Source organism: Nostoc sp. NZL (genome assembly GCF_015714705.1).
GTDB classification, from domain to species: domain Bacteria; phylum Cyanobacteriota; class Cyanobacteriia; order Cyanobacteriales; family Nostocaceae; genus Nostoc; species Nostoc foliaceum_A.
Genome location: NZ_WBKL01000143.1, coordinates 1 through 12,743, shown reverse-complemented (window position 1 = coordinate 12,743; position 12,743 = coordinate 1). Strand labels below are relative to the sequence as shown.

Below are 12,743 nucleotides of genomic sequence, written 5' to 3'. Positions count from 1 at the left end.
GCTACTGGTTCACGGATTCCATCGATGTCTACTGGAGGTGCGGCGATGAAGGCGATTACGAAGCAAGCTGTGGCGGCTAGTAAGGTAGGGATCATGACTACGCCGAACCAACCGATGTAGATACGGTTGTTGGTGCTGGTAATCCACTCGCAGAATCTATCCCATACGTTGGCGCTTGAGCGCTGTTGTAAGGTTGCTGTCATGGTTTTATAAGTGCGGTTAGTTATTTATGAATCAGGCCTGTTTGTCTTTGCCTGTGAATTCACTTTACAATGCTTTACAATTTTTAATCAAGTTTTATCACTTCAGTAAAGCTGATACAAGTTATTAGTTTTGCTTATTTAAGTGTGAGTAGACGTAGCCCAACCCAGGCTTCTTACCTTTGAGTTATGTGACTCACTCATATTTACAAACCTTAAAAGAAGGCGATCGCTCTCCATTTATCCATATGTGATCGCTTCCAAAATTGCGTATCGTATCACACTCCTGGAAAAAATAATGGTCGGGTAATAAATTATTTACTGTTCTATCAAATTAACGTTGTTAAGTTACTCAGCAGGTGTAGTTCTCACCTCCAGGCTGTGTTAAATATTGTGACGCGAAACAGGAGTATAGATACGTTGCAAAAGCTTTCTCCAGAATCTCCTCTATTTATTCTGTTAATTATTATTAGTTTTCTAGTAGTCACTTTGTCAACTTGGCTTTCATCTAAACCATTCGTTTTAAAACCATTTGGGCTTAATGATATTATTCAGTTACTCATTTTACAATTATTTATTTCTTTATTGCTAGAGCGTTCTTTAGAAGTTTTTATAACTACTTGGCGTAGTTCATTTATCGAGCAATTAGATATTAGTATTCAGCAAGAAAAAGTTCTAATATCTGAGAAAATAAGACTTATAGAAGCCCAACAGAAACAATTACCTTCTTTAGAATCCAATCAAATCAGTGGGCTACCGCCTGAAGGAATGAGTTTAGAAGAGCAAATCATCCAAAATTTTATACAAAACCAACAAGAACCATTCAAAATATTCAAGCCACAAATTAACGATTTGAATGAAAAAGAGCGCCAAAGAGCAGCCTATAAATCTGATACGCGAACAATTGCTCTATGGACATCCCTTTTATTCGGTCTTTTAATGAGCGCAATAGGTATTCGCTCAATCGAGCCACTTGTAGTTATTGATTTAGATAATCCAATTCAAGTACTTGTTTTCCGTTGTTTAGATGCATTGCTGACAGGAGGTTTAATTGCAGGAGGTAGCGAGGGAATCCATAAGCTCATAAAAGTTTTTCTCGACTTTATGGAAGCTACATCTAAACAAATTAAAAATCAGGGATTATCTTGATAAAACTAAGTATTTTCCTTTCTAAAATGGATGATGTGCAAATACTATAAAACCTATATTATTAATATCTATTCTAGCTATATAGTCTCATCCTCCCACAAATAATATTGAATATCTACAAAATTTTTGCTTAAATTCTTCAATAAAACTGTCTCAGATAAAACCTGAACTCCTTCAGTTTCTAACTTGCTTTTTTGTTGGCTCGCATAAGTTATCAAATAACCTTTAGAGTCTAATATTCTATGTAGCGGAAAATCAGCAGCCGAGGTCTTTTTCAGGTATGCCGGAATAGCTCTTAGATAGCTATTATCTACTCCTATGCCTTTGATTATCTGTTTATATGTAACTACTTTTCCACTGGGGATTTTGATGATAAAATTTAAGAATCGTTCATAAGGATTCTCAGATAATGCTGAAAAATTATGAGCTTGAATCTGAAAATTAGTTCCAACCTGGATTTTACCTGATTTAATAACTACACCTAAAATTCCTCTTTTACCTTGGATGCTTTTTAATGATTTTACCAAGTGGGTTATTCGCTTACAAGGTTCACAGTGAAAAGTTAGACGAATTGCTGCACCACTTTCAAAAATTAGTAGAGAACCAGGGATAAAATTATCAAATTCTATACCTTTAAGCACAATATTTTCTCGCAATTCTCCTGCTTTAATTGATAAGTCTAAAATATCCTCGTATCTAACAATTAAAACTTGCCTGGGACTTATAGAATCGGCATTAATATCTCCTTCTATACCATGACCTACCTTTAAATTTAATGTTTTAAGCTCTACCATCGCAGAACTTGGTTTTACCTTGGTGAAAAGATGTGTTATTGAGAGAGCCATATTCATTCGGCGGCGCGATCAATTTCAAATTGAGGAAATCAATTCAGGTAAATCATTGGATTTACTCAGAATGAATAAACTTCCATCCCCTCCACGTCCAATTCTTAAGGTTTCATCTAAGTAAGTAATGTCTAGTGTGGCAGTTCTGTTAGTAGGATTATTAGCTGGTATAACCTTAAATGGGTTGAGTTGGGGAGTATTAATGCCCATAATCTTCTCAATCGATAGGTAGCGTTTGTCAAAATAGACGTTGATACGTTTGTTCGGTGGAGGCTCTAAATCCTCTTTGGCTGGTTCAAAGCTAGCTGTCACTTTGACGTATCCTGATACTAAACCCAAAGAATGTTTAACTTTAGCTAGATTGAAAAACAATTTATTTGCAATATCAATCACTTGATAAACTTTACCCAGTTTTAATCCCAATGGAAGAGAAATTAAAGAACGGATTTCTCTCGCAGTGGAGTATTGGAGTTGCCAAGTACCCTCCAGCAAAGAAGTAGCGTAGAGAAGAGGATTGAGATTGGGATTGACGCTCTCCAGTTCTGTTGTCAATTGTTCAATTTCTTCGGCTAAAATTTTGTCTAGCTGCAAATTGATAATGGGAGAGCCATCGCTATTAGTTTGAATCTTCTTAAGCTTGGCTTGTAATTTTTCCTTAATTAAAAGTTGATTGTTCAATGGTTGAATATTTTCCTTTAGATATTCTATTTCTTTAGTTAAACATGAAGTTAGCCAATGAGTTGTGCCACGGTAATTTGCGTATCGCTTGGCAGAAAGTGGAGAGCACCCAGCTGCTCTCACCCGCCTTGAATACTTTACCAGATTTCAAAACCTTAAGAATTGTGCTTGGAGCAGCAATTTTAATTGCGATCGCGATCGGCACAAACAATAGCTATAAAATTAATAGTCCTACAAGCTCTCCCCAATTTCCGCATAACGCTTAACTTTAGACACTACTGAAGCAGAAATTGTAAATTGCAATTCCTGATTTGGATAAATTACACTTAGAAAAATGTTTATTACTAGTGTTTAGTGAATTGTCGAGCCAAATGTTAAACAACAACGATATAATTACGGGAACTTAATTAGATTAAAATCTTAGTTTAATTAAAAGTATCAAATTCAACCAGACTTTTACTTAATAATTGTTAAGTTTTTGGTAAGCATAACTTTGTATAAATTGAAGCTTATTTTCCTTAACTATATTTTGCAAGGGGTGGCTAACCATTTTGAATATGTAGTGTATGGTTACTAATTGATTAAAAACCATAATCAATTAGTGACCAATAAGAATCTAAACACAACATTGGGTAGAAGCATCAAAAAACAAAAACATACATATTATCAGAATGACAGTGTTATCTAATCTTTGTACAGAGATTAATTATTTCAATTGGTATTAGGAAGATTACTAAGATGCTCTCTCACAATTAGGTGTAAAGAAATGATTTCAGCCGGAGTCGAAGTAAAAATAAATCGCTTAGAATCTATTGTTGAGCAAATTGGGGAAGCAGTACTTTCCACGACTGAGACGATTGAACGTCTTGCAGAAAGACTCGAGAATCTCAGTATTCAAGTCGAAGCACAGGGACAGCAGGTGCAACAGCAAGGCTATCAAATTGTCGCGTTGTGTGATGCTATACAGACTCTTGCAGAATCTCACCATGATTCACTACAAAAACTCAACCAAATGACACAAACTGTAGATCGATTTATGTCCTTAATTCAAGCATTAGATGACTAAAATAATTCGTAATTTGTAATTAGCCTAAAAGCTGGTAACAGTTAATTAGTAACTGATAGCTGATGTCAAACCCTTAACTGAGTTACGGCAATATTGCCGGAAAAACATACATCCACATCACTACCAGGAGTGCGATCGCGTTTGCCATATTCGCCCACATAATAAAAATTATCGCCTTCAATTCGATAGTTTACAGGCAAAGGTCTGGTACAGGCTTGGCAAAACACTATATTAGGATCTGGTTCTCCTGGTTGCAGATGCGGCAAGTTCACATTCCAAAAGCTTCCCGGTTCTAGGGGACGCTTGAGTAAATCCGCTAAAACTTCAGCTGTAAATTTGGCCGCGAGATCCCAATCAAAATTCTGCTTGGCTTTGCGATAGTGGGAAATGGCAATTCCGGGAATACCGTGCATTGCGGCTTCCCGCACAGCAGCCACTGTGCCAGAAATGTAAGCATCGACTCCCAAGTTACCCCCAGCGTTGATACCTGAAAGGACAAATTTGACATCTGTATTAATTTGTGTTATTGCAATTCTCACACAATCTGCGGGAGTGCCTGCGATCGCATACTCAGTCTCAGAGCGTCGCTGGAGGTTGATGGCACGAGTGGTGGTAACTTGATGTCCACAGCCAGACTGATGATCAGCCGGAGCAGCGATAATAGCATTTTTGTCGTTTACAGCTTTGAGTAGCGCTCGGATACCGGGGGCATCAATGCCGTCATCGTTAGTTAAAATTATGGTCATGTATATATTATATTGATATAGCTTTAGCTCAAATTTCCGAAAAATGCAGATATCACCCATCAATGGCTACAGCAGGAAAAGCTACTTGCAGATATGAACAAATATCCTTGATTATGCCAAAAATATTGATCAGTACGATATGATTTCTAGATGGTTTGCAAATTCCGCCCTAAGCATTTGGGTTAATTCCCAAAATGGGCGGTATTTCTTGTAACTAGCAAGGGTGTTAGCGTCAGGTCAATGCTTGCAGCCGCCCTCAGAACAAGTTTGTGCAATCAAAAAATCCCGTACAATATCTATCTGTTGGCAGTAGCAGAAATTTCACACTGGAGAAAATCGGCAACGAGGTTATTTTTGCAGTGTTTCTGTAGTATTTTGGGTGCAAGTCTGTCTTAGAGATCACACGATGAAACAGCTCCTCAAACAAGTATTTAGCAGTCAAAAACACCTCATCCGGCTAATTCTACCTTTGGTGACGGTTATTTTAGCAGCCTCGCTGTTTGCCGCACCTGCTTTAGCCACAGGGGTGTATCAATTACCCAGTCTCACAGCAGGGAATGACACCTGGGTTTTGGATCAAGGTGAAGTTATCAGCCGTCTGAATGAAGGTAAGATTAGCAGTGCCTTCGAGGATTTGGCAAAGCAAACAGATAAGGAAGTCAGAATTGTTACTGTTCGCCGCCTCGACTACGGTGAAACGCCGGAAAGCTTCACTAAAGAACTGTTTAAAAAATGGTTTCCTACAAAAGAAGCCCAAGCTAATCAAACTTTATTGGTTCTTGATACGGTTACCAATGGTACTGCCATTATTACTGGTGATCAAGTCAAGCCTTTACTCACTGACTCCATTGCCGAGAGTATAGCTACTGAAACAGTAAGTGTGCCGTTACGCAATGGTAACAAATACAACCAAGCTTTTCTAGATGCAAGCGATCGCCTTGTCGCCGTCCTCTCTGGCAAAGCCGATCCAGGCCCACCCCAAATCACTGACAATGTGCAGGTAGAAGGCACCTTCAAGAAAGCAGAAGAAACCAACCAAGGTAACGCTACTGCTTGGGTAGTAGGATTGTTAATTGCCGCCACCGTTATCCCAATGGCGACTTACTACATCTATCAGATAAATCAGCCATCATCTGATGGTTAATGGGAGAGTTATGAGTGGAGTTAGGAGTTAGGAATTTCAACTCCTAACTTTTCACTTTTAACTTTAATCCTGAACATACTCTTGCTCTGTGACTAAAGCCACCTCAGCCCGAACAAATTCTCGACCCAAATAAGCTGCATGATTTAATTGAGTTACAGGAGGGGGCTGAGTTTCTTCAAAAATCTTCACGCAAAGTTCTTTTGCTGTCCTCCCGCTAAAAACTGTTGTATGAGTTCGTTCTACCTTTTCTCGCGCCGGAATTACTTTTCCTGTTTCTGGATCGACTGCTAAACCACGCTCATCAATCACATTTGTAAAATGCTTGGCATAAATTAACCCTGCATTTCGATCCAAGTAAATAATGAAATACCCGCCGGGATCAAGGTCAATGTGACGCTGGGAAAGTTTATCATCAACTGCGGCTAAATTTTCAACTATTAAATCCATAAGCATTATAAAAAGAAATTTTCTTTCTTGAGGGTTTTTACACTCTATATCAAGTGTAATTCGTCGTTCACCCTCTGCCTTGGTATTCTTTAAGAATCTCGGTTATTAAATGGCAAGTCTGCATTAATTGCCTCAATCTCCTGCTGTTCGAGTTGATTCACTTCCTTAATATAGGGACGTAAAATTTGTCCTAAACGATTATTGTAAAAACGGTGCAAACTATGATTGGGCACAGCAGGGAAACCGCGCCTTTTTTTGTGTCGCCCACCCGCACCAGGGTCAAAAATTTGGATTCCGTTAGCGATCGCCCACTCAATTGGCGCATAATAGCAAGCATCAAAATGTAAGCAATCTATTTCTTGAAAACTCCCCCAATAGCGTCCATAGAGTTTGTCACCTTTAAACAAACAAAAGGACATTCCTAAAGGATGAGAGTTATCTTCCTCGCTGTATGCAGCAAAAAACAAGACTCGATGGCGATAATCGGTGTATAGCTGCTCAAAAAACCGCTGTGTGAGATACTTGCTACCCCACCAGCCAAACTTATCACAGGTGTCAGCATAGAACTGGTACATCAAAGGAAATGAAGAGTAGGGAATTTCATCACTACTTAGCGGTTGCAATCGTAAACCTGCTTTTTCCACAGCTTTGCGTTCCCGCTTGATGTTGCGACGCTGATTGGCATTGAAAACTTTCAAGTAGTCATCAAAAGTTTTAAAACCAGCATTTTCCCAAACGTAACTGTGGTGCAGCCATGTTGTAAAGCCATGCCGTTCCAGCATCGGACGCCATTGGGGATCAACATAGAGAAAATGACACCCAGAAATTCGATTTTTGGAGCAAAAAGTGTCAATTTCATGCACCATTATCGCTGTGATTTCATCTTCATCTTCTCCTGGGGCAATTAAGAACCGATAGCCTTCAGCAGGAGTAAAGGGTGTCATTCCCAGCAATTTTGGGTAATACTGGACTCCGATGCGATCGGCTAACTCTGCCCATTGGTGATCAAAAACAAATTCACCAGAACTATGTCCTTTAAGATAAAGTGGCGCAGCAGCAATCAGCATTCTATCTCGCCACAATGTCAAGTGATTTGGCAACCAACCAGTTTTAGCCGTAGCACTATGGGAGGTTTCGATATTGTTTAGCCACTCCCATTCTAAAAACGGCGTTTTGAGTGGCATTGCCAAAGCATTCCAGGCATTTTGGGGTACTTCAGCAATTTTATTTGTCCAAACGACAGAATAGCGAGGCTTAAGTTGTTCCACCATCGTGTGGTTTTTTTAGGGAGTCAGGATAAGAAAGATAAGGAGGACAAGAGGAATAATCAATGCCCAATGCCCAATAACTTTACTTAGCGTAATCTAATCTGCTGGTCGTTGCAGGCGATAGTGCAAAAACACTTCTTGTTCAACAGTATGAACTTCTAAAAGTTGCAACTTAGGAGCTAAATCGTGTAAAAATCCTTTCCCATCTACGGGTGTGGGTGCAGTATTACCACCTAAAATCAGTGGACAGACAGTCAGCCATAATTCATCAATTAAATCTAATCCCAGCAAGGAAGCGACTAATTCACCTCCACCCAATACTACCAAGCGTGTTATATGTAGAGTGGCTAGATGCTTCAAAGCTGCGGAAATGTCAATTTCTCGCGTTGATGTTTCAAAAACCAGAATCTGCTCAAATTCTGGAGAGCAATCCTTTGCTCCGGTTTCCAGAGTTGAGGGAAGCGTCTGTAAGCGTCCTTTCCATGAAAGTGCTCCCGCTGTTGTCGTGAGTAACCACCGTCTAACTGGTTGCTTAAAAAAGTTAATTTCCGGATTGAGGTTTGCAGAGTGTGTAGTCACTATATGAACTGGCTGCGGAGGCTTTCCTCCTTGCGCCCGGAGTTGCACTAGAGTTGGATCTGTTACGGTAAGTGTTGTTCCGTAGGCACCCAGAGTACCAGCACCGAATAAAACGGCATCAGAGGCAGCGATTTGTTTTTCTAAATGTGCTTTATCAACCCTTGAGCCAAACCGAGCAGGCGATCGCCTAAAATCTGCTATTTTACCATCTGCACTCATTGCTAAAACAACTGTAGTATGAGGACGATGTTGCAACATTAAATTGATTTGATAGTTGGAATATTTTCTTTGCTCGTGTGTAGATTCTCAAAAAAATCGATGCCTGCAAGCTACTATTTTACAATTTCACCACTGTATTTATATGCAACACAAATCGCTTTTAAATCTAGCATATATGAGTTTTGGTATACCACGTTTCTTTTTGAATTATAGCAATTTGTTATTTTTAAACATTGAAAATAAAATTCTGATAATTTAATAAAATGTCTCATCTAGCTCGTCTAATTACATATCTTTGCTGTTGTGGTTTGCAGATGCAAAGTGAGACACTCGATGACTAATTCCCGTCAATCTTCCTTTCGTCGAATTTTAGTAACGAGAATACTGCTTCTGTTCGTTCCAGTTTTACTTATAGGCGAGATTGTTGCCTTGAATAAGGCACGTTCTAGCATATTAGGAACTGCGCGTCAAAATCTAACAGAAAGTGCCGTCAGTAAAGGGCAGAGAATTGGAGATGCGATCGCTATCTTAAAAGCTAATTTACTGGTTGTAAGTAAAACAACGGTTATTCCGTCTTCGCCTATACAAGAGCAAGAAATTCTTACGCAGTTAAGGCAACAACTCCCAGCAAGTATTGAGTGCATCCAATTAACGAATCTCCTAAATCAGAAAATAATTGCCAGTAGTTGTGGGGATCAAGCAATTGCAGAATTGACATTACCTTTGTCTAGTGACGGAATTGATGTCAAAGCAATCTTTCCACCAAAGGTAGGAGTGACTGGAAAAAGAAACACACAAAATCAACTCCAATTAGTGTTATCTGCACCAGTTTCTGATAGCCGAAAAAATTTAGTTTACAGCTTAAGTATTCAGTCTGCATTGTACCAACAAACCAGAAATCCGCCGGGATCGCTCACAGGGGCTATGGTAGTGATTGCTGAGGATGGCACAATTTTGGCACACCCACTCACAAACTGGGTGGGAACTAATATCAATCAGCACCCAAATGCTTCCCAACTCAAGAGCATAATTAAAAATGCAATTGCCGGACGGAATGATTCGATAAATTTATCTTTTCCAGAGGGGAACGAATTAGTAGCTGGCTATACGGCTATTGCAAATCCACTTAGCCAACAGCAGCAGCAAAAATGGATAGTCTTAGCTGTTACTAGTGTTGATAATGCGCTTTTTGGTTTAGAGGAAATCAAACTAATCCTCATCGTTTTGACAGTTGGTTTGATTGGAGCAAGTTTGTTAGCATCACTATATTTAGCTCCTTACTTGGCACGTCCTGTAGAAGAATTGCGAGACTATGCTCTCAATATTCACTCTCACCACGCCGCACAACCAGTTCCGCACAATTTTCAAATCCGGGAATTCAATCAACTAGCTCAAGCATTAGACCAAATGGTAGAACGGCTCAAAGCTGGGGCAGAAGAATTGGAAATAGCTTGGAAAGAAGCAAAAACCGCTAACCAAATTAAAAGCCAGTTTTTGGCTACGACTTCCCATGAATTGAGAAATCCATTAAATATTATTATTAACTGTATTCGCCTGGTTGAAGATGGCTTATGTGATGACCGGGAAGAAGAAATGGAGTTCCTCAAACGTGCTGATGAAACAACGATTCACTTGCTAGGTATTATTAATGATTTACTAGACATTTCTAAAATTGAAGCAGGTAAACTTTCAGTCATCACCACACCTATTGACCTCCGACAAATATTGTTAGAGGTAATTAATTTACAATCAGTTAATGTTCAACAAAAAGGCTTGCAGTTGAAATGTGAGTTGGCTCCTGAACAGATACCAATTAAGGCAGACGCAGCAAAACTTAAACAGGTGCTGATTAATGTTATTGGCAACGCCACCAAGTTCACCGACACAGGAAGCATCACCATTTCTACAGAAATTCAATATATCAATGGTAAATCTCAGGTGGTGGTGATAGTCAAAGATACAGGTATAGGAATTGATCCAACTCAACAGCACAAGCTATTTCGCCCCTTTGTGATGGTGAATGGCACAACCACGCGCCAGTTTGAAGGTACTGGACTGGGATTAGCGATTTCACGAAACTTAATCGAACTCATGGGAGGCAGCATTACTCTTGAGAGTGTGGGACTTCATCAAGGTACGACACTGAAGATTACCTTACCCTTGATTGATATCTCGCTGTTACCTGTTCCAAAAAAAGAAGAAAATGTAGGGGAAGGCAATCTTGGATTTTCCTCTGGAAACGAGGGGGCAAAAGCAAGCCACTACCCAAGCCTAGAGGAATCTGGAGCAAGTCCCTCTTTGGGGATCAACAAATCTGTAAAAGCAACGGTAGATAAAGAGAAGTCCTCGAAGTTCCAGTTACTGCTTGGGAACGAGACTTACGAGATTAGTCTTTCGCCGCAGCAAACTATCTTGGTAAGTCTTCCAAAAGGAGGAGTTTGTGCGAATGGGACTTTCAAGAGGTAATTTAGTTAAAAGTCGACATTCTTCATCCTTGAGGCTCATTCACAAAAACAGGTTTGCCGCCTTGCTGAAGAGATACTGTTAAACCAGCAAGAATTTCTACTAACTCAGTGCCTACCCAGCCAGACGAAACCTCTGAGGGAGTATTGTTGAGAACAGAGCCAACAAAGCAGGAGCAAACCCGCTCTAATGGTTCACCTGTTTCTAATTCCAGCACTATCTGCTTTTGATTTATAGGAATAAATTGATTGCCCTGTTGTTCAAACTCACCATGTAGCAGGGTTAGAGGTGATGATAGTGACATTTCATCAAAAATTAAGCTGCCAAGGCTGCCTACAATCCCTAGCCGTCGCTGTTTATCGGGATTCAGCCAGCACAAGTGAATATGAGCTTGAAAGCCATCTGGATATGTTAGTGTCAGCCATACTAGGTCAGCTAAACCTTGAGATGTGGAGTGCAGTTCCCTACTTCCCTCCTCTTGTAGCCAGACTGTACCCGTTGCCTGTACTTTCACAGGAATCTGACCCAGCCAAGTGTTAAAAATAGCAATATCGTGAATAGCTAAGTCCCATAGCGCATCAACATCTTGCCGGACAGGCCCCAAATGGGTGCGGGTGGCGTAGCCGTAGCGTAAATCACCTAATTTTCCAGCTTGTACTACAGCTTTCCCTTGCTCAACTGCTGGGTGAAATAAATAAGTATGATCTACCATGAGTATTAAATGATGCTGCTCTGCTAAATAGCAAAGTTCTCGACATTCTCCTGGGTCGAGAGTTAAGGGTTTTTCAGCTAAAACATGATATCCCTGTTGCAGAGCGTCTTTAATTAAAGCATAGTGGGTGGTAGCTGGAGTTGCGATCGCCACCGCTGTCAACCCTGGCACTTTTTTTAAGTCTTCCCACTGAGTTGTCAAAATTACAACAGCGTCTAAATTAAACTGCTGCTTGACCGCCGCTAATCTTTCTGGATGGGGATCTACTACAGCAACTACATTTACTTGGGGATGTGCTAAGAAATTCCGCAACAGATGCACTCCCCAACGCCCAATTCCGATAACAGCAATTTTAATTTGGTTTGTCATTAGTCATTAGTCATTAGTCATTAGTCATTAGTCATTAGTCATTAGTATGCAAGGGACTAGGGACAAATGACCACTGACGACCAACTGATTATCCGTTTATCAGCCGTATTTTTGCTTCAGGGGTTTTCCTGACTAGGGATTGCTAAAAAAGCTACCTTAGCTGCGGCTTGTTCAGCAGTTTTTATCGAGCGTCCCTTACCTTCTCCTAGCTTGTTTCCGTGCAGCCACACTTCAGCTAGGAAACGTTCTTGATTGCGGTGCGGTTGGCCGACTTCCACAACCCGATACTCTGGTAAAACTTTAAATTGTGCCTGAGTCCATTCTTGGAGAGCAGCTTTGTAATTAAGTCTGGCAGGATCGAGGCGAATTTCTGTCGTTAGTTGTTGGAAGTGGGGATCTAGCCAAGAGCGGATTAGTTCCAGATTTTGAGTGCTTAAGTAAAGCGCACCCAGAACTGCTTCAAAAGCATCTGCCAGTCGTGACTCTTGACCAACTTTATCAGCGGTAGCACTGCCAGCAACTAGTAAGTATAACTCCAAACCATAAACTCTGGCCAATTGGGCGAGGATGCGATCGCTCACCAAAACCGAACGAATTGCCGCAAAATCCCCTACTGGACAATCGGGATAATTTTCCCATAACACAACAGCCGACACTAGGCGCACCACTGCATCGCCAACAAACTCTAGCTGTTCATAATTTGCCGAATCAGAGACAGTGGGATGAGTTAGCGCTAAATCTAGCAGCTCCCACTTTATGGGTGCTTCTAGAGATAAACCAAATTTTTGGACTAAACTTTCGAGTTGCCGCTGACGGCGTGGATAGGCAAGGGGCATTACATAACAAGGGGAAGGGGGC

13 protein-coding genes and 1 pseudogene are annotated in these 12,743 nt (G+C 40.4%); 5 read left to right on the top strand and 9 right to left on the bottom strand.

The genetic code is table 11. The annotated features are described in order from the left end of the window. Positions 1 to 203: pseudogene (locus F8R90_RS20110) on the bottom strand (photosystem II q(b) protein); the annotation flags it as partial. 417 nt (positions 204 to 620) lie between these two features. Here F8R90_RS20110 and F8R90_RS20105 point away from each other — a divergent pair. Further along, positions 621 to 1,349 carry a hypothetical protein gene (locus tag F8R90_RS20105; protein ID WP_196512154.1) on the top strand — a complete coding sequence of 243 codons (729 nt, stop codon included), beginning with the start codon at positions 621 to 623 and terminating at the stop codon, positions 1,347 to 1,349. Positions 1,350 to 1,426: 77 nt separating this feature from the next. Here F8R90_RS20105 and F8R90_RS20100 read toward each other — a convergent pair whose 3' ends face one another. Together F8R90_RS20100 and F8R90_RS20095 are read right to left on the bottom strand one after the other, a co-directional pair. Beyond that, on the bottom strand, positions 1,427 to 2,194 hold the full coding sequence (locus F8R90_RS20100; RefSeq protein ID WP_196512153.1) for an MGMT family protein: 768 nt from the start codon (positions 2,192 to 2,194) through the stop codon (positions 1,427 to 1,429). Positions 2,195 to 2,218: 24 nt separating this feature from the next. Further along, positions 2,219 to 2,872 (bottom strand): PAP/fibrillin family protein, encoded by a 654-nt coding sequence (locus F8R90_RS20095; RefSeq protein ID WP_196512152.1) that lies wholly within the window; start codon positions 2,870 to 2,872, stop codon positions 2,219 to 2,221. A gap of 44 nt (positions 2,873 to 2,916) precedes the next feature. Here F8R90_RS20095 and F8R90_RS20090 point away from each other — a divergent pair, with 44 nt between their 5' ends. Next, positions 2,917 to 3,138 carry a hypothetical protein gene (locus F8R90_RS20090; RefSeq protein ID WP_196512151.1) on the top strand — a complete coding sequence of 74 codons (222 nt, stop codon included), beginning with the start codon at positions 2,917 to 2,919 and terminating at the stop codon, positions 3,136 to 3,138. Between the two features lie 500 nt (positions 3,139 to 3,638). Further along, a complete protein-coding gene (locus F8R90_RS20085; RefSeq protein WP_196512150.1) occupies positions 3,639 to 3,938 on the top strand; it encodes a hypothetical protein in 300 nt (99 codons plus the stop codon). A gap of 65 nt (positions 3,939 to 4,003) precedes the next feature. On the opposite strand, the gene surE is transcribed toward F8R90_RS20085, so the two are convergent. Next, positions 4,004 to 4,684 carry a 5'/3'-nucleotidase SurE gene (surE, locus tag F8R90_RS20080; RefSeq protein ID WP_196512149.1) on the bottom strand — a complete coding sequence of 227 codons (681 nt, stop codon included), beginning with the start codon at positions 4,682 to 4,684 and terminating at the stop codon, positions 4,004 to 4,006. Positions 4,685 to 5,090: 406 nt separating this feature from the next. Here surE and psb32 point away from each other — a divergent pair, with 406 nt between their 5' ends. Then, on the top strand, positions 5,091 to 5,828 hold the full coding sequence (psb32, locus tag F8R90_RS20075; protein WP_196512148.1) for a photosystem II repair protein Psb32: 738 nt from the start codon (positions 5,091 to 5,093) through the stop codon (positions 5,826 to 5,828). A 63-nt stretch (positions 5,829 to 5,891) separates the two neighbouring features. Here psb32 and F8R90_RS20070 read toward each other — a convergent pair whose 3' ends face one another. The 3 genes from F8R90_RS20070 to F8R90_RS20060 all read right to left on the bottom strand — a co-directional run bounded on the left by F8R90_RS20070 (position 5,892) and on the right by F8R90_RS20060 (position 8,380). Then, positions 5,892 to 6,275: a DUF4346 domain-containing protein gene (locus F8R90_RS20070; protein ID WP_196512147.1), complete on the bottom strand. Its 384-nt coding sequence runs from the start codon at positions 6,273 to 6,275 to the stop codon at positions 5,892 to 5,894. A gap of 89 nt (positions 6,276 to 6,364) precedes the next feature. Beyond that, positions 6,365 to 7,546, bottom strand: coding sequence for a GNAT family N-acetyltransferase (locus F8R90_RS20065; RefSeq protein WP_196512146.1), 1,182 nt, complete (start codon positions 7,544 to 7,546; stop codon positions 6,365 to 6,367). A 93-nt stretch (positions 7,547 to 7,639) separates the two neighbouring features. After that, positions 7,640 to 8,380 (bottom strand): RibD family protein, encoded by a 741-nt coding sequence (locus F8R90_RS20060; RefSeq protein WP_196512145.1) that lies wholly within the window; start codon positions 8,378 to 8,380, stop codon positions 7,640 to 7,642. Between the two features lie 294 nt (positions 8,381 to 8,674). Between F8R90_RS20060 and F8R90_RS20055 the strand changes: the two genes are divergently transcribed. Further along, positions 8,675 to 10,807, top strand: coding sequence for a sensor histidine kinase (locus tag F8R90_RS20055; RefSeq protein WP_196512144.1), 2,133 nt, complete (start codon positions 8,675 to 8,677; stop codon positions 10,805 to 10,807). Between the two features lie 22 nt (positions 10,808 to 10,829). On the opposite strand, the gene F8R90_RS20050 is transcribed toward F8R90_RS20055, so the two are convergent. Together F8R90_RS20050 and rnc are read right to left on the bottom strand one after the other, a co-directional pair. Continuing rightward, positions 10,830 to 11,885 (bottom strand): Gfo/Idh/MocA family protein, encoded by a 1,056-nt coding sequence (locus F8R90_RS20050; RefSeq protein WP_196512143.1) that lies wholly within the window; start codon positions 11,883 to 11,885, stop codon positions 10,830 to 10,832. A 116-nt stretch (positions 11,886 to 12,001) separates the two neighbouring features. After that, the gene (gene rnc, locus F8R90_RS20045; protein ID WP_196512142.1) at positions 12,002 to 12,721 is read right to left on the bottom strand and encodes a ribonuclease III; all 720 of its coding nucleotides are present in this window, start codon (positions 12,719 to 12,721) and stop codon (positions 12,002 to 12,004) included. Between the last annotated feature and the right edge of the window lie 22 nt (positions 12,722 to 12,743).